The 18,207-nt window shown below is 73.5% G+C and carries 16 protein-coding genes; 10 read left to right on the top strand and 6 right to left on the bottom strand.

Features of this window, described 5'->3' with window-relative positions; translation table 11 throughout:
• A partial coding sequence (locus ABD324_RS15820; protein ID WP_344417244.1) for a sensor histidine kinase occupies positions 1–1,211 on the bottom strand: 1,211 nt, incomplete at its 3' end.
• A gap of 457 nt (positions 1,212–1,668) precedes the next feature.
• Here ABD324_RS15820 and ABD324_RS15815 point away from each other — a divergent pair.
• Positions 1,669–2,523 (top strand): alpha/beta hydrolase, encoded by an 855-nt coding sequence (locus ABD324_RS15815; protein ID WP_344417242.1) that lies wholly within the window; start codon positions 1,669–1,671, stop codon positions 2,521–2,523.
• Positions 2,524–2,615: 92 nt separating this feature from the next.
• Here the strand turns inward: ABD324_RS15815 and ABD324_RS15810 are convergent, their stop codons facing one another.
• Together ABD324_RS15810 and ABD324_RS15805 are read right to left on the bottom strand one after the other, a co-directional pair.
• Positions 2,616–3,380, bottom strand: coding sequence for a FadR/GntR family transcriptional regulator (locus ABD324_RS15810; RefSeq protein ID WP_344417240.1), 765 nt, complete (start codon positions 3,378–3,380; stop codon positions 2,616–2,618).
• Between the two features lie 114 nt (positions 3,381–3,494).
• Positions 3,495–3,830: an oxidoreductase gene (locus tag ABD324_RS15805; protein WP_344417238.1), complete on the bottom strand. Its 336-nt coding sequence runs from the start codon at positions 3,828–3,830 to the stop codon at positions 3,495–3,497.
• Positions 3,831–4,030: 200 nt separating this feature from the next.
• On the opposite strand from ABD324_RS15805, the gene lpdA reads away from it, so the two are divergent.
• From lpdA to lipB, 5 genes are all read left to right on the top strand, one after another.
• On the top strand, positions 4,031–5,401 hold the full coding sequence (gene lpdA / locus ABD324_RS15800; protein WP_344417236.1) for a dihydrolipoyl dehydrogenase: 1,371 nt from the start codon (positions 4,031–4,033) through the stop codon (positions 5,399–5,401).
• A 50-nt stretch (positions 5,402–5,451) separates the two neighbouring features.
• A complete protein-coding gene (gene sucB / locus ABD324_RS15795) occupies positions 5,452–7,227 on the top strand; it encodes a 2-oxoglutarate dehydrogenase, E2 component, dihydrolipoamide succinyltransferase (RefSeq protein WP_344417234.1) in 1,776 nt (591 codons plus the stop codon).
• Positions 7,228–7,750: 523 nt separating this feature from the next.
• Positions 7,751–8,638: a TIGR01777 family oxidoreductase gene (locus tag ABD324_RS15790; RefSeq protein WP_344417232.1), complete on the top strand. Its 888-nt coding sequence runs from the start codon at positions 7,751–7,753 to the stop codon at positions 8,636–8,638.
• 167 nt (positions 8,639–8,805) lie between these two features.
• On the top strand, positions 8,806–10,209 hold the full coding sequence (locus tag ABD324_RS15785) for a CARDB domain-containing protein (RefSeq protein ID WP_344417230.1): 1,404 nt from the start codon (positions 8,806–8,808) through the stop codon (positions 10,207–10,209).
• A 97-nt stretch (positions 10,210–10,306) separates the two neighbouring features.
• Entirely contained in the window at positions 10,307–11,047 is a 741-nt protein-coding gene (lipB, locus tag ABD324_RS15780) for a lipoyl(octanoyl) transferase LipB (RefSeq protein WP_344417228.1), read from the top strand.
• On the opposite strand, the gene ABD324_RS15775 is transcribed toward lipB, so the two are convergent.
• Positions 11,044–11,967 carry a TIGR03560 family F420-dependent LLM class oxidoreductase gene (locus tag ABD324_RS15775; RefSeq protein WP_344417226.1) on the bottom strand — a complete coding sequence of 308 codons (924 nt, stop codon included), beginning with the start codon at positions 11,965–11,967 and terminating at the stop codon, positions 11,044–11,046. The genes lipB and ABD324_RS15775 overlap by 4 nt on opposite strands.
• A gap of 71 nt (positions 11,968–12,038) precedes the next feature.
• Between ABD324_RS15775 and ABD324_RS15770 the strand changes: the two genes are divergently transcribed.
• From ABD324_RS15770 to ABD324_RS15760, 3 genes are all read left to right on the top strand, one after another.
• Positions 12,039–12,911, top strand: coding sequence for an SDR family NAD(P)-dependent oxidoreductase (locus ABD324_RS15770; RefSeq protein ID WP_344417224.1), 873 nt, complete (start codon positions 12,039–12,041; stop codon positions 12,909–12,911).
• A gap of 115 nt (positions 12,912–13,026) precedes the next feature.
• Positions 13,027–14,031 (top strand): lipoyl synthase, encoded by a 1,005-nt coding sequence (lipA, locus tag ABD324_RS15765; protein ID WP_344417222.1) that lies wholly within the window; start codon positions 13,027–13,029, stop codon positions 14,029–14,031.
• A gap of 99 nt (positions 14,032–14,130) precedes the next feature.
• Positions 14,131–14,859, top strand: coding sequence for a DUF4191 domain-containing protein (locus ABD324_RS15760; RefSeq protein WP_344417220.1), 729 nt, complete (start codon positions 14,131–14,133; stop codon positions 14,857–14,859).
• Positions 14,860–15,140: 281 nt separating this feature from the next.
• Here the strand turns inward: ABD324_RS15760 and ABD324_RS15755 are convergent, their stop codons facing one another.
• Positions 15,141–15,629: an RDD family protein gene (locus ABD324_RS15755; protein WP_344417218.1), complete on the bottom strand. Its 489-nt coding sequence runs from the start codon at positions 15,627–15,629 to the stop codon at positions 15,141–15,143.
• A gap of 143 nt (positions 15,630–15,772) precedes the next feature.
• On the opposite strand from ABD324_RS15755, the gene glnA reads away from it, so the two are divergent.
• Positions 15,773–17,194, top strand: coding sequence for a type I glutamate--ammonia ligase (gene glnA, locus ABD324_RS15750; protein ID WP_344417216.1), 1,422 nt, complete (start codon positions 15,773–15,775; stop codon positions 17,192–17,194).
• Between the two features lie 109 nt (positions 17,195–17,303).
• On the opposite strand, the gene ABD324_RS15745 is transcribed toward glnA, so the two are convergent.
• Complete coding sequence (locus tag ABD324_RS15745) at positions 17,304–18,134, bottom strand: class I SAM-dependent methyltransferase (RefSeq protein WP_344417213.1); 831 nt, start codon at positions 18,132–18,134, stop codon at positions 17,304–17,306.
• Positions 18,135–18,207: the final 73 nt, after the last annotated feature.

Raw genomic sequence — 18,207 nt, 5'->3', positions numbered from 1 at the left:
CCCGCCGCCCCGCTGTCCGGGCGGCCCGCCGCCCCGCTGTCCGGGCGGCCCGCCGCCGTGCCGGGCCCGTTGCGGACGTCGATCTCCAGCAGGCCGGCGGAGGCGACGACGCGGGCCTCGACCGCGGCACCGGGCGCGTGCTGCGCGGCGTTGGCCAGGGACTGCTGGACGATCCGGAAGGTCGTCAGCCCGAGCGCGTCGGAGACCGGTGCGCCGGAGAACTCCCAGGTCAGCTCGGCACCCGCCGACCGGGCGTCGGCGAACAGCCGCTCGACGTCGGCGAGTCCCGGCTGCGGGGCCCGCTCCGGCCCGGTGTCGTCCACGCCGGTCCGCAGGACACCGAGCAGCGACTGCAGCTCCCCCAGCGCCTCCCGCGCGGCGGCCGCGACCTCCGCGAGCTCGGTCGTCGCGGCGGGCGGGAGATCGGGCAGCCGGTAGGGAGCGGTCTCGCAGCGGACGGCGATCATGGACATGTGGTGGGCGACGACGTCGTGCATCTCGCGGGCGATCCGGGCCCGCTCGGCCAGCGCGCCCCGCTCGGCCTGCGCCTGACCGCGCCGGACCTGCTCGGCCTCCAGCGCCCGCCGGGCGTCCCACCGGGCGCCCAGCGCGGCCCCCAGTCCCAGGGCCACGACGACCGTCAGCAGGCTCAGCGGCAGCGCGGACGCGGCGACCGGCCACGGCGTGAGCAGGCACAACACCGCCATGACCAGCGCCGACACGATCCCGGCGCCGAGCGTGGCCAGCCCCGGCGCGGCCCACGCGGCCAACAGCAGCACGGGCACCCAGAGCAGCCAGGCCCACCACTCCAGCGGCGGTGACCCGCCCGGCGCCGGCGCCGGCAGGACGAACGGGAGCACCAGCACCCACAGCGTGCCGAGCCGCCAGGCGTCGAGCGGGCGGGCCGTGACCAGGGCGAACGCGGCCACCCCGGGCAGCATGACCAGGAAGGCCGGCGTGGGCGAGACGCCGCGGTCGGGCGCGAACTCCGAGCCCGCCGCGGCCACCGCGATCCCCAGCCCCAGGACGAGCATCACCCAGGGCAGCGCCCGGCGCCGCCGATCGGCCCCGACCCACCGCCCCCTCCCCGAGCCGGCCCAGAGCGCGGAGGCCAGCGCGCGGCCGAGATGAGCACCACTGCTGTTCCGAGGGCCCGGAGCAGCAGTGGTGCTGATCGCCAGCCCGGCGTCCCGCGCCGCCGCAGCAGGCACCGCGGGGTCCGGAGTGCTCGGTCCGGAGCCTGCGCTCTGGCCGGCCGGGGCCTCACCGGTGCGCGTTTCGCCCGCCCCCGACTCCGACCCCGCGCCGAGATGAACGTGGGGCACGTTCTCCGTCGCCGGAAGGTGCCTGAGGTTCATCTCGGGCCGGTCGGGTGCGGCGGGAGCGTCCTGAGCGGAGCCCTGTGCGTCGTCGGAGGCAGAGTCGGAGGCAGAGTCGGAAGCGCCGCCGGGCTCGCCGCGGGACGCGCCGGCGGGGGCGTCATCGTCGTTCCTGCTGGTCACGGAGCCGAGCGTAGTGAGCGACGGGCGCCCGGTCGTCGTACTGCGGAGCTGTCCGGACCCCCTACCCCGGTACTGCCTCCCGGCCCCGGCGATACCCCGGGAGCAGGCCGGAAACGGCTCCGCAGCGTGACGATTCGTTGGCCCGGTCCGAGCAGCGTTCCGAGGCGTGAGAACACCTCGGCGGATCGCCCTCCTGATCGCATCCGCGCTGCTCAGCAGCCTGACCGTGCTGTCGGCGCCCGCGCCCGACGCGCCTGTGCCGCCCGTCGGGCTGGATCGCTCGTGCGCCGCCGATCTCGCCGACTCGCTGACCCGCAGTGACGTCGTGGTCCTGGGGTGCGAGCCCGGCGTGCGGGGACGGGCGGTGGTCGCGCTCGGCGATCCCGCGACCGCCGCCCACGTCGTCGTCCTCGTGCCCGGGGCCGGCATCGACCTCCACACGCTGAACGACCCGGACCACCCGCTGAAGCGGCCCTTCGGCTGGGCCGAGGACGTGCGCGACGCGAGCCCGGACACCGCGGTCGTCCTCTGGGTCGGCTACCCGACCCCCACCGGCGTCGACGTCGATGCCGCGACCGGCAGGCTCGCCCGCTCCGGGGTCCCCGCCCTGGTCCGCGAGGTGACGGACCTGCACGTGGCCAATCCCGCGGCGACGATGACGGTGGTCGGCCACAGCTACGGCACGGTGCTCGTCGGGCTCGCCGCGCCGGCCCTGCCCGCCGACGACCTGGTGTTCCTCGCCAGCCCCGGCGTCCGGGTCGACGACGTCGCCGGGCTGCGCACGAGCGCCCGGGTGTGGGCGGCGCGCGCGGCGGACGACTGGATCCGGTTCATGCCGCACCTGCGGATCGGGGACCTCGGCCACGGCGGCGACCCCGTCTCACCGGGGTTCGGCGCCCACCTGCTCCCGACGGACGGGGCGCACGGCCACGACGGCTATCTCGTCCCCGGCTCCGCGACCCTCGCCGCGCTGGCGGGCGTGATCACCGCGGGCGGCTCGACGACCCCGCGCGCCGCCTGACACCGGGGCCGCACCACAGCCCGACCCGCGCACAGCCCGACCCGCGCACAACCACAGCCCGACTCGCGTGGAGCGACAGCCCGGCTCGCGGGTCAGACGTTCTGGGAGGCCATCGCGTTCGCCACGGCGGAGTCCGCGAGGCGGATCCCGGTGAGCCGCGGGTCGGTGGCGAACCGCTCCCGCACCGCGCTCGTGTACTCCCACCACACCTCCTCGACCCGCCCCACCGGGCCGTCGCGCAGCGTCTCGTAGAGGCGGCGGCGGGCGCCCTGGAGGTCCAGGTCGGCGTCGGTCCACCAGCCCGGCGCCCGCCCCCCGTACGCGGCGAGCTGGAACTGCGCCGAGATCCGGAGCAGGAAGACCTCCAGCGTGGCGAGCAGCGGATTGCCCGAGGCGGCGGAGAGCGAGCCGAGGAAGTCGATCCCGGCGAGCGCGTACTCGTGGTCCGTGGTCGCGGCGTCGAGCGCGTCGAGGGCCTGCCGGATCCGCGCGAGGTCCGCCACGTCCCGGTTCCCGGCCGCCAACCGGACGGACTCGCGGCCGAGGACCACCCGGACGTCGAACACGTCCAGGATCTCCATCTGCTTGAGCTGCAGCAGCAGGCCGAGGTTGTTGGCGACGAGCGTGTGGACGTCGCTGGCGACGAACACCCCGCTGCCGTGCCGGCTGGTGACCAGGCCGAGCACCTCGAGGCCGCGCACGGCCTCGCGCGCGGTGGGCTGGCTGACCCGGTACTGCGCGGCGAAGTCGCGCTCGTTGGGCAGGCGGGCGCCCGGGGCGAGCTCGCCGGACGCCACCTTCTCCTTCACCGACCGGATGATCAGGTCGGACGCCTTCTCCCGGGCGACGCGGACCACCTCCGTGACCTCGGACGGACGCCCGACCGGCAGCGGGGGGCCGACCGGAAATTACCAGGGCGCCTGCTCACCGGACGGCCTGCGGGTTCCCGGCCTCCGCGGGGCTGCCGTGCCTCAGCTCTCCAGGGAGCGGCGGCGCTCTCGTTCGCGCAGGGCCTTCAGCCGGGCGTCGTGGTCGCGCATCCGCTGCGGATAGCCGACGAGCTGCACGTCGTACACCGGCATCCGCAGCGAGCGCGCCAGCCTGCGCGCGGCGTCCGGGCTCGCGATCCGCCGCCGGGTCCACTCCCCGTCCTGGGCGACCAACAGGAGGGTGGTCTCCGTCACGGTCGTCCGCGGCTCCACGAAGCCCTCGACCCCCTGCCGGGCCGTCGCCCACTCGCGGAGGTACTCGGCGTCGCCGGAGCGGACCTTGGCGTTCCCCCCGCGCTTCCTGCCGAACAAGCCCATCGCCGTCTCCTCGCCCCGGTCTCCTGCCCGCCCCAACGATCGACGTGTCCGATTTTCTCCCGGCGGGTCCGGTTCCACTGGAGGCAACCCGGTGTCCGCACAGTGTCACCTCCACCCGCGCGGATCCGGACCAGATGACAAGATGGGGCCGCCCGGGGCAGCCCGACCCCGTGCGCATCCGCGTGACGAGGAGACCGGACGTGCCCGAGCAGACTGCCGACCTGGTGATCCTCGGTGGCGGCTCCGGTGGATACGCCTGTGCGCTACGTGCCGCCGAGCTGGGCATGTCCGTGGTGCTCGTCGAGAAGGACAAGCTCGGCGGGACCTGCCTGCACCGCGGCTGCATCCCCACGAAGGCCCTGCTGCACGCCGGTGAGGTCGCCGACGCCGCCCGCGACGGGTCGAAGGTCGGGGTGCTGTCCCAGCTCATCGGCATCGACATGCCCGGCGTGAACTCCTACAAGGACGGCGTGGTCGGCCGCCTCTACAAGGGACTCCAGGGGCTCGTCGCCTCCCGCGGGATCGAGCTCGTGGCCGGCGCGGGGACCTTCGTCGGACCGCGCTCGGTCGAGGTGGACGGCACGACCTACACCGGCCGCAACGTCGTGCTGGCCACCGGCTCCTACTCCCGCACCCTGCCCGGCCTGGAGATCGGCGGCCGGGTCATCACCTCCGACCAGGCCCTGACCCTCGACACCGTGCCGCAGAAGGTCGTGGTGCTCGGCGGCGGCGTGATCGGCGTCGAGTTCGCGTCGGTGTGGCGCTCCTTCGGCGCCGAGGTCACCGTCGTCGAGGCCCTGCCCCGGCTCGTCCCCAACGAGGACGAGTTCGCGTCCAAGCTCGTCGAGCGCGCCTTCCGCCGCCGCAAGATCACCGCGAAGACCGGCGTGAGGTTCACCGGCGTCAAGCAGCACGACTCGCACGTCACCGTCTCCCTGGAGTCCGGTGAGGAGCTCGAGGCGGACCTGCTGCTCGTCGCCGTCGGCCGCGGCCCCAACACCACCGGGCACGGCTACGAGGAGGCCGGGCTCGCGATGGAACGCGGCTTCGTCACCGTCGACTCCCGGCTGCGCACCAACCTCGACGGCGTCTACGCCGTGGGCGACATCGTGCCCGGCCTGCAGCTGGCCCACCGCGGCTTCCAGCAGGGCATCTTCGTGGCCGAGGACATCGCCGGGCTCGCCCCGCGCGAGATCGACGAGGCCGGCATCCCGCGCGTCACCTACTGCGAGCCCGAGGTCGCCTCCGTCGGGCTCACCGAGGCGCAGGCACGCGAGAAGCACGGCGAGGTCGAGACCCTCACCTACGACCTCGGCGGCAACGGCAAGTCCCAGATCCTGCAGACCTCCGGCGCGATCAAGCTCGTCCGCGCCAAGGACGGTCCGGTGGTCGGGATCCACATGGTCGGCGCGCGCGTCGGCGAGCTCATCGGCGAGGCCCAGCTCGTCTACAACTGGGAAGCGGAGCCCGGCGACGTGGCCCCGTACGTCCACGCCCACCCCACCCAGAACGAGGCGTTCGGCGAAGCCTTCCTCGCCCTGGCCGGCAAACCCCTGCACACCCACGGCTGACGGTCCGACCAGACCGCGACCACGCACGTCGAAAGAGGATCCGAGCAGACATGGCCTTCTCCGTCCAGATGCCGGCCCTCGGTGAGAGCGTCACCGAAGGCACCGTCACCCGCTGGCTGAAGAACGAGGGTGACGCCGTCGAGGTCGACGAGCCGCTGCTCGAGGTCTCCACCGACAAGGTCGACACCGAGATCCCCTCCCCCGTCGCGGGCGTGCTGCAGCGGATCGTCGCCGGTGAGGACGAGACCGTGGAGGTCGGCGGCGAGCTGGCCGTGATCGGCGACGCGGGATCGGACGAGGGCTCCGCGGAGCCCGCCGCGGAGGCCACCCCGGAGCCCGAGCCGGAGCCCGAGGCGCCGACGCAGGAGGCGCCGAAGGAGGAGGCCCCCGCGGAGGCGCCGAAGGCGTCGACCGGGAAGCCCTCCGGCGGCGGCACCCCCGTGACCATGCCCGAGCTGGGCGAGAGCGTCACCGAGGGCACCGTGACCCGCTGGCTCAAGCAGGTCGGCGACACCGTCGAGGTCGACGAGCCGCTGCTCGAGGTCTCCACGGACAAGGTCGACACCGAGATCCCCTCGCCGATCGCCGGCACCGTCCTCGAGCTGTCGGTCGCCGAGGACGACACCGTCGAGGTCGGCGGCACCCTCGCCCTCATCGGCGACGGCTCCGCGGCCCCGCAGGAGAGCGCGCCCGAGCCGCCGAAGCAGGAGGCACCGGCACCGGAGGCCCCGAAGAAGGAGGCCCCCGCACCGGAGGCGCCGAAGGCGCAGGCCCCCCGGGAGCAGCCGACGCAGGCCGCCCCCGCCCAGGAGGCGCCGGCCGCTCCGTCCGAGAAGGCGGAGTCCTCGGAGAACGGTTCCTCGGCCCCCTACGTCACGCCGCTGGTGCGCAAGCTGGCGTCGGAGCACGGCGTGGACCTCGACTCGCTGCAGGGCTCGGGCGTCGGTGGCCGGATCCGCAAGCAGGACGTGCTGGCCGCCGCCGAGTCGGCGAAGGAGCCGGCCGCCGCCCCGGCCGCGTCCGCACCGTCCGCGCCGTCCGCCGCCCCCGCCGCCGCGGCCAAGGAGCCGGCGAAGGTCCCGGCCCGCTCCGCCGACGGCCCGCAGCCGGGCACCACGGTGAAGCTGCCGCGCCTGCGCCAGATCATCGCCCAGCGCATGACGGAGTCGCTGCAGATCTCGGCGCAGCTGACCACCGTGCAGGAGGTCGACGTCACCCGGATCGCGAACCTGCGGGCCCGGGCCAAGGACGCGTTCCTCGCGCGGGAGGGCGTCAGGCTCACCTACCTGCCGTTCTTCGCGAAGGCCACGGTCGAGGCGCTCAAGGCCTTCCCGGCCGTCAACTCCTCGATCTCCGAGGACGGCAAGCAGGTCGAGTACCACGGCGCCGTGCACCTCGCGATCGCCGTCGACACCCCCCGCGGCCTCCTCGTCCCGGTGATCAAGAACGCCGAGGACCTGTCGCTGGCCGGGCTCGCCCGCAAGATCGCGGACGTCGCCGACCGCACCCGCAACAACAAGATCGGCCCGGACGAGCTGTCCGGCGGCACCTTCACGATCACCAACATCGGCAGCGCCGGCGCGCTGTTCGACACCCCGATCATCAACCAGCCGCAGGTCGCGATCCTGGGCACCGGGGCGATCGTCAAGGAGCCGAAGGTCGTCGCCGGGCCGGACGGGGAGGACGTCATCGCCGTCCGCTCGGTCTGCTACCTGCCGCTGACCTACGACCACCGGATCGTCGACGGCGCCGACGCGGGCCGCTTCGTCTCCGCGGTCAAGGCGCGCCTCGAGGAAGGTGCCTTCGAGGCCGAGCTCGGCCTGTAGGAACGCGCTCCCGGCCACACCCTCCGGCGCCGCCGCCCACCTCGGGCGGCGGCGCCGCGGCGTCCGCACCCCCGGAGTGGCCCACGTGCCGGCCACTGGCACCTCGACCGCTCACGTTCTGCTGCTGCCGGCGGCGCCGCGCGAAGACTGTTGCTGCCGGCGGCGCAGCGCGAATGCTGCCGGCGGCGCAGCGCGAAGATCGACGGTGGTGTGCACTCACGCGGCTCGGCGGTGCGTCCGCGCACCCGAACGGCGATCGTGCGGCGGCGGCCCACGTGGTGATCGGCGTTGGCGTGCCCTCGCGCACGTCGAACGTGCTTCAGCGCACGGAGGCGGCGATCGCCGCTCCGCCGACGCGTCGACTCCCGAGCGTCATGGAGTGGTGCGCGGGGTGTCGGGCGATCACCGCTCCGCGGCGCGTGAGCTCCCCGAACGTCACCCGGTGGTGCGTGGGGAGCCCGAGTGCCGGCTGCCACCGTGCCCGGAGTCGCGGGCGGCGGGCGGGTTCGGGAGGATCACCGTCGTGCGCGTCGTCGTCGCCGGTTCGTCCGGCCTGATCGGAACCGCCCTGGTCGCCCGTCTGCGGGAGGCCGGGCACGAGGTGCTGCGGCTCGTCCGCCGCAGCCCGTCGGCCCCCGACGAGCGCGGCTGGGACCCGCCGTCCGGCCGGATCGACGGGGGCGCGCTCGACGGTGCGGACGCCGTCGTCAACCTCGGTGGGGCCGGGCTCGCGGACCGGCCGTGGAGCGGCGCGCGACGCCAGGCGATCCGCGACAGCCGGGTCGTGCCCACGGACGTGCTGGCCGGCGCGGTCGCGCGGGCCGGGGTCCCGGTGCTGGTCAGCGGCTCGGCGGTCGGCTACTACGGCGACGGCGGGGACCGCGAGCTCGACGAGTCCGCGCCCTCGGGCGAGGGCTTCCTGGCGGACGTGTGCCGGGACTGGGAGGCCGCCGCGGCCCCGGCGATCGACGCCGGCGCGCGGGTCGTGCTGGCCCGCACCGGGCTCGTGATGTCCCCCTCGGGCGGGCTGCTGGCGCCGATGAAGCTGGCGTGGAAGGCGTTCCTCGGGGCGCGCCTGGGCACCGGGCAGCAGTACATGTCGTGGGTCTCGCTCGACGACGAGGTCGGCGCGCTCACCTTCGCGGTGGAGCACGACGCGCTCCGCGGCCCCGTCAACATCACCGGCCCCGCACCCGTCACCAACAGGGTGCTGACCGCGCAGCTGGGCACCGCGCTCGGCAGGCCCGCCGTCCTGGCGATCCCGGCGCCGGTGATCTCGACGGTGCTGGGCGACATGGGCCGGGAGATGCTGCTCTTCGGGCAGCGGGCCGTGCCGAGGGCGTTGCTCGACGCGGGGTACACGTTCCGTCACCCCACGCTTGCGGACGCGCTGTCCGCGGCCACTCACTGACCGAAGTCATCAGATCTGACGACACGCCTGAACGGGCGTAACAGCCTCGTCCGAACAGCCGACGGTAAGGCAGGGAACGGGCCTGGTTGTCGGGGGCCGGCTCCCGCCACCACCCCACCGGGACCCTGCTGATCGGGCTGGTCCCCGTTCCTCATCGAGGTCGTCACATGCGTCTGCTCCGTCCGCTCGCCGCCCTGACCGCCGCCGCGGTCACCGGCGGTGCGCTGCTCCTCTCCGTCGGGACCGCCACCGCGGCCCCCGGCGACACGGTCGTCACCAACGACTCGCTCACGACCTGCGCGAGCCCCGCCACCCTGGAGCTGTGCGCCACCACCCTCGGTTCGGGGGACAAGCCCACCAACGGGAGCGCCTCGGTCGTCGACAGCGCGACCGCGCAGTCCGGCGCGAGCTTCCTGCGGATGTCGACGCCCACGGCCACCGACAAGGTGTTCGTGCGCGAGGCCTTCGCGGACATGACGCTCGGCAAGCTCCAGTCCCTCGGGCCGATCAGCTACCAGACGCTGGTCGAGCAGCCGTCCGGCACCGCGGCCCCGTCGCTGAACATCGAGGTCAAGTCCAAGAAGTACCCGTTCACGTCGGTGGTCTTCGAGCCGACCTACGCCGGCGCCGTGACGACCGGGACCTGGCAGAGCTGGACCCCCTCGACGCAGGGCGGCTGGTGGGCCAGCAAGGATCCGGCCACCCCGAGCGGGCAGACCAACCAGTTCGGCTTCCCGAACTACACGGGGACGTTCGCCCAGGTCGTCGACGCCCTCGGTGCCGACGCGCAGGTCTACTACGTGGGCGTCAACCAGGGTACGGGCCCGGCCGGCCTGGTCGCCGGTGTCGACCGGCTGACGTTCGGCGGCAAGACCTACGAGTTCGAGAACCCGGTCACGGCCACCACCCTCGCCGCGACCGCCGGCACCAACCAGACCGTCGACGTCCAGAAGCCGTTCGCGCCGCTGAAGGCCACGCTGACCGGGCTCAAGAACCTGCCGGTCCCCGGCGCGGACGTCACCTTCACCGTCACCTCCGGTAGCGCCGCGTTCGCCGGCAAGCCCTCGGCCACCGTGAAGACCGACGCCCAGGGCGTCGCCACCGCACCCACCCTGACCAGCGGGAACATCCCCGGTCCGGTCACCGTGACGGCCACCAGCGGTGCGCTGGGCACCACCTTCACCGAGAAGGTCGTGGCCTCCGGGCCGGTCCGCGCCGACGTCGTCACCACCCTGACGGTCCCGGCGACCGCCGCGCCCGGCACCACCTTCACCGCCACGCTGACGCTCACCAACAACGGTCCGTTCACCTCGACCGGGATCAGCACCGCGCTCACGTTCCAGGGCACCGGCCTGACCGTCCTGTCGGCGCCGGGCGGGATCAAGAGCACCACCAGCGTCGTCTACGTCGGCACGAAGCTCGACGCCGGCAGGTCCGTGAGCTTCCCGGTCACCGTCCAGGTCGCGAAGACCGCCAAGGGCACCGTCCCGGTGCAGGCGGCGAGCGCCGCGCAGGTGCAGGACCCGAACATGCTCAACAACATCGCGCGCACCTCGATCACCCTGAAGTGACCTCGGCCCGGCAGTGACCTCGGCCCGGCAGTGATCCCGGTCCCGGACGGGGGTCGTCACCACGGTGACGGCCCCCGTCCGGGCGTAGCCTGATCACGTGGCCAGCCAGGGAATCTCGTGCCGTCGTTCCGCCGATCCGGTCCGGGTGGAGCTGCTCGGCACCGTCGAGTACGTCGAGGCGTGGGAGCGGCAGCGGGCGACCGCCGAGGCGCGCCGCACGGACGCCGGGCCGGACGTCCTGATGCTGCTGGAGCACCCCTTCGTCTACACCGCCGGCAAGCGCACCCGGCCCGCCGACCGGCCCACGGACGGCAGCCCGGTGATCGACGTCGACCGCGGCGGGGCGATCACCTGGCACGGCCCCGGGCAGCTCATCGGCTACCCGATCGTCGGGCTGTCCGCGCCGCTCGACGTCGTGGACTACGTGCGCCGGCTCGAGGAAGCCCTGATCACGGTGTGCGCGGACCTCGGGCTGCCGACCGTCGGCCGGGTGGAGGGACGGACCGGGGTCTGGCTCCCGGCGGACGACCGGCCCGAGCGCAAGCTGGCCCAGATCGGCGTGCGCGTGCAGGGCGGGGTCACGCTGCACGGGCTCTCGCTCAACTGCGACCTCGATCTCGAGGCGTTCGACCGGATCGTCCCCTGCGGGATCTCCGACGCGGCCGTGACCACCCTGTCGGCCGAGCTCGGCCGCGAGGTGACGATCGACGAGGTGATCCCCGCCGTCCGTGACGCCGTGCTGGCCGCGCTCGACGGCACGCTGCCCGTGCGGGAGCACCGGGTCCGCCGCCCGGAGGCCGCCGGGCTGGACCTGCGGCTGCACCCGGCGATCCGCTAGAAGACCTCGCTGGCCACCAGCTCGATCTGGTCGAGGTCGCCGAGGTCGAGGAGCTGCAGGTAGACGCGGGTGATCCCGGTGCGTTCGGCCCAGGTGCCGAGGGTGTCGCGGACCTGCTCGGGGGTGCCGGCGAGGCCCTCGGCGCGCAGCTGGTCGAGATCGCGGCCGATCGCGTGGGCGCGCCGGGCCACCTCGGCGTCCGTGCGACCGACGGCGATCGTCGCGGCGACCGAGCGGACGATCTCCTCCGGGTCCCGGCCGGCTTCCCGGCAGGCCTCGTCGACCCGCCCGAACCGGGCGCGGGCGTCCTCGATCGGGGCGAAGGGGACGTTGAACTCGTCCGCGAACCGCGCGGCCAGGGCCGGGGTCCGCTTCGGGCCGCGGCCACCGACGATCACGGGTGGCGCCGGGTGCTGGACGGGCTTGGGCAGGGCCGGCGAGTCCGTGACGGTGTAGTGCTCCCCGGCGAAGGAGAAGCGGTCGCCGGGGGCGGTGCGCCACAGCCCGGTGATGATCTCCAGCTGCTCCTCGAGGCGGTCGAACCGCTCCCCCAGCGGCGGGAACGGGATCCCGTACGCCCGGTGCTCGGCCTCGTACCAGCCCGTGCCCAGTCCGAGCTCCACGCGCCCGCCGGACATCCGGTCCACCTGCGCGACGGCGACGGCGAGCGGGCCCGGCAGCCGGAAGGTCGCCGAGGTCACGAGCGTGCCGAGGCGGATCCGGGAGGTCTCGCGGGCGAGCCCGGCGAGGGTGATCCAGGCGTCCGAGGGGCCGGGCTCGCCCGACGCGTCGCCCATGACGAGGACGTGGTCGGAGCGGAAGAAGCCGTCGTAGCCGGCGTCCTCGCTCGTGCGGGCGACGCGCAGGAGATCGTCGTGGTCGGCGCCCTGCTGCGGTTCGGTGAAGATCCGGTAGTCCACGGGGCCGGAGCGTATCCCGGGGGCCGACGCCGGGCTCGGTGATCCACGGGCCGCGCTCTACCCTGCCCGTGATGACGCGATGGACCGCTTCGGACATGGGTGCGCTCGGCGGGCGGACCGTCCTGGTCACGGGCGCGACCTCGGGGTTGGGCCACGAGTCGGCCCGGCTGCTGGTCGGTGCCGGGGCCCGCGTGCTGGGCACGGGCCGGGATCCCTCCCGGGTTCCGCCGGGTGTCGAGCCCGTCGCGCTGGACCTCGCCGACCTGGACTCCGTGCGCGCGGTCGCGGCCGAGGTCCGCGAGCGCACCGGGGACCGGCTCGACGTGCTGATGAACAACGCCGGGGTGATGGGGGTGCCCCCGGCCGTCACGATCGACGGGTTCGAGCGGCAGATCGCCACCAACCACCTCGGGCACGCGGCGCTGACCTGGCTGCTCCTGCCGGCGCTGCGGAACGGGCCGGCGTCGCGGATCGTCGTCGTCTCCAGCCTGGCGCACCGGGGCGGCGGGCTGGACGTCGACGACCTGCACTTCCAGCGCCGCGCCTACCGGCCCGGCACGGCCTACTCGCAGTCCAAGCTGGCGAACCTGCTCTTCGCCGCGGAGCTCGACCGGCGCCTGCGCGGGGAGTCCACGATCGCCGTCGCCGCGCACCCGGGGATGACGGACACGGATCTGCTCGGGGCCTCGCTGCGGGCCCGCGGCGCCGGCTGGCTCGCGCGCCCGGTGAACCTGCTCACCACGCAGCGGATCGGGATCGGGGTGCTCCCCCAGCTCTTCGCGGCTGTCGGCCCGGTGGAGGGCGGCGCGTACGTCGGGCCGCGTTTCGAGGTCCGCGGCCACCCGGCTCCCGCCCGTCGCAGCGCCGCCGCGCGGGACCTCTCGCTGGCCGCGCGGCTGTGGGACGTGACGATCGCGGAGACGGGGATCAGGCCAGATCTGTAACCCGCGGGGTCGACCACGGGCAGCGAGACGGAGCCTGCGGAGTCGACCATCGGCACTCGGGAGGGAGCCTCCGGAGTCGACCATGGGCTCTCGCCCGGGGCGTACCCTGGTGGGCGTGACGATTGCTCCCGACGGCCGGAAGCTCCTGCGCCTGGAAGTCCGCAACGCGGAGACCCCGATCGAGCGCAAACCCGCGTGGATCCGCACCACGGCGAGGACCGGCCCCCAGTACACCGAGCTCAAGGGCCTGGTCCGCACCGGTGGCCTGCACACCGTGTGCGAGGAGGCCGGCTGCCCGAACATCTACGAGTGCTGGGAGGACCGCGAGGCCACCTTCCTCATCGGTGGCGAGCAGTGCACCCGGCGCTGCGACTTCTGCCAGATCGACACCGGCAAGCCCGCGGACCTGGACCGGGACGAGCCGCGTCGGGTCGCCGAGTCGGTGCAGCAGATGGGGCTGCGGTACTCCACCGTCACCGGCGTGGCCCGCGACGACCTGCCCGACGGTGGGGCGTGGCTCTACGCCGAGACCGTGCGGCAGATCCACGCGATGAACCCCGGCACCGGCGTCGAGCTGCTGATCCCGGACTTCAACTCGATCGACGCGCAGCTGGACGAGGTCTTCGCGACCCGGCCCGAGGTGCTGGCGCACAACCTGGAGACGGTGCCGCGGATCTTCAAGCGGATCCGCCCGGCCTTCCGCTACGAGCGCTCGCTCGAGGTCATCACCAAGGCCCGCGCCGCCGGGCTCGTCACCAAGTCGAACCTGATCCTGGGCATGGGTGAGACCCCGGACGAGGTCACCGCCGCGCTGCGGGACCTGCACGCGGCGGGCTGCGAGATCATCACGATCACCCAGTACCTGCGGCCGTCGAAGCGCCACCATCCGGTGGAGCGGTGGGTCAGGCCCGAGGAGTTCGTCGCCCACTCCGAGGCCGCCGAGGAGATGGGCTTCGCGGGCGTGATGGCGGGGCCGCTGGTGCGCTCCTCGTACCGGGCGGGACGGCTCTACGCCCAGACCGTCGCCCACCGCGGTGAGGAGCTCTCGCCGAACCTCGCCCACCTCGCGTCCGAGGGTGCCGCCGCCCAGGAGGCGCGCAGCCTGCTCGCCCGCAGCTGACCCGCACGGACGGCTCTCCCGGGCGGATCCGCCGCGCGGGGGGACCGTTCCTGCATCCGGTGCGGCGCGAGCGCGCTGCCAGCCCGTATCCTGTCGGGCATGGCCGGCAAGCCCGACAAGGAAACGCAGAAGCGCCTGAAGGCGGAGAAGCGCGCGGAATCGAAACAGCGCCGCTCGCAGATCTGGCAGGCGTTCCAGATGCAGCGGAAGCAGGACAAGCTCCTGCTCCCGATCATGATCGGCTGCCTCGTGCTCGGCGCCGCGGCCGGGTTCGGGATCGGCCTGATCTTCGGCTGGCAGTGGGTCGGCCTGGTGTTCGGCCTCGCGATCGGTGTGCTGGCCGCGATCAGCATCTTCGGCCGCCGCGTGCAGTCGTCCGTCTACTCGCAGGCGGACGGGCAGCCGGGCGCCGCGGGCTGGGCGCTGGACCAGATGCGCGGGCAGTGGCGGGTGACGCAGGGCGTCGCGGGCACCACGCACCTCGACGCGGTGCACCGGGTCGTGGGCCGTCCGGGCATCGTCTTCGTCGCCGAGGGCGCCCCGCACCGGGTGAAGTCGCTGCTCGCGCAGGAGAAGAAGCGCACCGCGCGGATCGCCGGCAAGGTCCCGATCTACGACGTCATCGTGGGCAACGAGGAGGGCCAGATCCCCCTCAAGCAGCTGCAGCGCTACATGATGAAGCTGCCCCGCAACATCAGCGCGAACGAGATGGACTCCCTCGAGACGCGCCTCGCCGCCCTCGGCAGCCGCGCCGCCGCCCTCCCGAAGGGCCCGATGCCCGCGGGAGCCAAGATGCGGAGCGTCCAGCGCACGGTCCGCCGCCGCTGACCCTTCCCCTCGGTGATCGCCGTTGTCGTGCTCTCCCGCAGCCTTGGCGTGCATGGGAGCACGGCACCGCCGATCACCGCGCGACGCGCTGCTGCGCGATCGTCGTCCGAGTGCCCTGGTGCACCGTCGGCGTGACTGCGGGCACGCAGTCGCTGATCACGGCAGGACCTGCCGGTGATCACCGTTCGGGAGCGCTGACGCAGCGTCGATCTGCGTGAGTGCACGGAAACGGTGACCTTCGCCGGAGTGTCGGGCCGCCGCAGTGTCGGGCCGCCGCAGTGTCAGGCGCGGGTGCGGACCACGATCGTCTGGGAGGCCCGATCGTGCCAGCCCCGGCCGTCGTCGTCCCGGATGACCGGGGGGACGACCAGGCCCAGCAGGACCGTGCGCAGGATCGCGCGGATCCCCACCGCCGCGGCCATGTCCACGCGGGCGACCCGGATGCCGACGGCGACCATGCCCGGTGTCATGCCGAACAGGGCCGTGGGCACCAGCGTGATGACGAACCACGCGAGCCACACCCACCAGCCGATGGAGGTCGAGCCGAGCGCGTCGAGGCCCAGGACTGCCAGGGTGATGACGTACCCGAGCAGCCAGTCGACCAGGACGCCGACGAACCGCCGTCCGAACCCGGCGGTGGAGCCGACCCCTGCCGCGGGCAGGCCGAATCGGGCACCCGGGTGATCACCCTGCTCCGAACGGACCCCACCGGACGACGAGCCGGACCTGACGGGTGATCCGTCACTCTCGGGGTCGAGGAACCGCGCCATGGCCCTTAGCCTAGTTGTCCCATGTGAGACTGGCCGCTGCACGGGCCCGTTAACGTCTGTGAAACCCACGAGTGATGAACGGGCAACACGGCCGCCCTAGCGTCGCGCCCACCTCCAGGAGTCGAGCGAAGGAGCCACAGAGCGTGTTCAGCAACGCCGAAGAGGTACTCAAGTACATCTCGGACGAGAAGGTCGAGTACGTCGACATCAGGTTCTGCGACCTGCCCGGCGTGATGCAGCACCTCACCGTCCCCGCCTCCACCGCAGGTGACCTGCTGGAGAACGGCGCCGCGTTCGACGGCTCGTCCGTCCGCGGTTTCCAGGCGATCAACGAGTCCGACATGGCGCTGCTGCCGGACACCACGACGGCGCGCGTCGACCCGTTCCGCAAGCACAAGACGCTCAACATGAACTTCTTCGTGCACGACCCGATCACGGGCGAGCCGTACTCCCGCGACCCGCGCAACATCGCGCGCAAGGCGGAGCAGTACCTGGCCGCGTCGGGCATCGCGGACACCGCGTACATGGCCCCCGAGGCCGAGTTCTACGTGTTCGACTCGATCCGCTTCGGCTCGAGCCCGCATGAGACGTTCCACCACATCGACTCCTCCGAGGGCTGGTGGAACACCGGCCGTGAGGAGGAGGGCGGCAACCTCGGCTACAAGGTCAACTACAAGGGCGGGTACTTCCCCGTCCCGCCGGTGGACCACTACGCCGACCTGCGCGCCGACATCGTCACGGCGATGCAGGAGTCCGGCTTCACCGTGGAGCGCGAGCACCACGAGGTCGGCACCGCCGGCCAGGCCGAGATCAACTACAAGTTCGACACCCTGCTCTCGGGTGCGGACGACCTGATGCTGTTCAAGTACATCGTCAAGAACGTGGCCTGGCAGCAGGGCAAGACCGCCACCTTCATGCCGAAGCCGCTCTTCGGCGACAACGGCTCGGGCATGCACGTGCACCAGTCGCTGTGGAAGGACGGCCAGCCCCTCTTCCACGACGAGTCCGGCTATGGCGGCCTCTCCGACATCGCGCGGTACTACATCGGCGGCCTGCTGCACCACGCGCCGTCGCTGCTGGCGTTCACCAACCCGACGGTGAACTCCTACCACCGCCTGGTCCCGGGCTTCGAGGCTCCGGTCAACCTGGTGTACTCGGCCCGCAACCGCTCGGCCTGCATCCGGATCCCGCTGTCCGGCGACTCGCCCAAGGCCAAGCGCATCGAGTTCCGCTGCCCCGACTCGTCGGGCAACCCGTACCTCGCCTTCTCGGCGATGCTGATGGCGGGCCTCGACGGCATCAAGAACAAGATCGAGCCGCCGGCCCCGATCGACAAGGACCTCTACGAGCTCCCGCCGGAGGAGGCCAAGGACATCGCCCAGGTCCCCGGCTCGCTCGGCGCCGTCATCGACAAGCTCGAGGAGGACCACGACTACCTCCTCGAGGGCGGCGTGTTCACCCCGGACCTGATCGAGACCTGGATCGCCTTCAAGCGGGAGAACGAGATCGACCCGCTGCGCCTGCGTCCGCACCCGTACGAGTTCGCCCTGTACTACGACGTCTGACCGCGCCAGAGCGACCTGACCTGCGTCGACGCGGTCGGGTCGCGGCGGTCGGACGAGACGTGGTGACGGCCCGTCCTCCCCTTCGGTGGGGAGGGCGGGCCGTCCCGTGTCAGGCGGGTCGGCGCAGCAGCAGGTCGAGGAAGAACGGCGAGCTCACCCAGTCGTGGTCGGAGGGATCGGCGGCCCGGATCTCCTCGGCGAGGGCGTCGATGCGGTCGACGGGGCCGCCGGCCGCCGCGACGCGCGCCCGGGCGGCGGCCACCGTGCCGGCGTGCAGCGCCAGCCCGGTCTCGGGCGACACCACCCCGAAGGACCCGCCCTGGTGGACGATCTCGAGTCCCGCCGCCACCGCCGAACGTGGCAGGTCCGCCGCGGCGTCGTGGGCGGCGCCGGCGGACTCCATCACGTCGTGCAGGAGCGCCCAGTAGGCGCCGAGCGCGGCCAGCGGCGGATGAGCGGCCGGGGGCACGGCCCGCACCGGCTCCTGCAGCACGAGCATCCCGCCCGGGCGGAGCAGGGCCCCGATCCGGCGCAGGGTCGCGACGGGGTCCGGCTGGTGCATCAGGAACAACCGGCTGAAGGCGACGTCGAAGGGGCCGCCGAGCCGGTCGGCGTCGAGCCGGTGGAGGTCCCCGTCGACGACCTCGACGGTGTCCAGGCCCAGCTCGGCGGTGACCTGCCGGGCCCGCGCGACGGTCGCCGGGGCGATGTCCACGCCCACGACACGCCCGGTGGGGCCCACCAGCTCGGCGAGGACGGCGAGCCCGCCGATCGGGCCGCAGCCGCAGTCCAGGGCACGCCAGCCCTCCGCCACCCCGGCGCGGCGGAACCCGTCGCGGGCCATGTCGGCCGAGACCTCGGCGATCCCGAGCAGCCGACGCAGGTCCGCGTCATCGCCGTCGAGGATGTAGCGGTGGACCCGTTCTGCGACGTCGGCCATGGCGGACCTCCTCCGGAAGCGGTGCTGCGGGGAGGAGCGACCGGGGCGCCGCGGTGATACCGGCGGGCGCCGG

Origin of the sequence: Pseudonocardia ailaonensis, from assembly GCF_039531635.1 — a bacterium.
Lineage (GTDB): Bacteria > Actinomycetota > Actinomycetes > Mycobacteriales > Pseudonocardiaceae > Pseudonocardia > Pseudonocardia ailaonensis.
This window is presented reverse-complemented; position numbering and strand designations above follow the sequence as displayed.

Coding starts and splice junctions, on each gene's coding strand:
- sucB (WP_344417234.1), top strand. CDS start 5,452: ATGGCCTTCTCCGTCCAGATGCCGGCCCTCGGTGAGAGCGTCACCGAA.
- ABD324_RS15785 (WP_344417230.1), top strand. CDS start 8,806: ATGCGTCTGCTCCGTCCGCTCGCCGCCCTGACCGCCGCCGCGGTCACC.
- ABD324_RS15755 (WP_344417218.1), bottom strand. CDS start 15,629: ATGGCGCGGTTCCTCGACCCCGAGAGTGACGGATCACCCGTCAGGTCC.
- ABD324_RS15745 (WP_344417213.1), bottom strand. CDS start 18,134: ATGGCCGACGTCGCAGAACGGGTCCACCGCTACATCCTCGACGGCGAT.
- ABD324_RS15760 (WP_344417220.1), top strand. CDS start 14,131: ATGGCCGGCAAGCCCGACAAGGAAACGCAGAAGCGCCTGAAGGCGGAG.
- ABD324_RS15805 (WP_344417238.1), bottom strand. CDS start 3,830: ATGGGCTTGTTCGGCAGGAAGCGCGGGGGGAACGCCAAGGTCCGCTCC.
- ABD324_RS15770 (WP_344417224.1), top strand. CDS start 12,039: ATGACGCGATGGACCGCTTCGGACATGGGTGCGCTCGGCGGGCGGACC.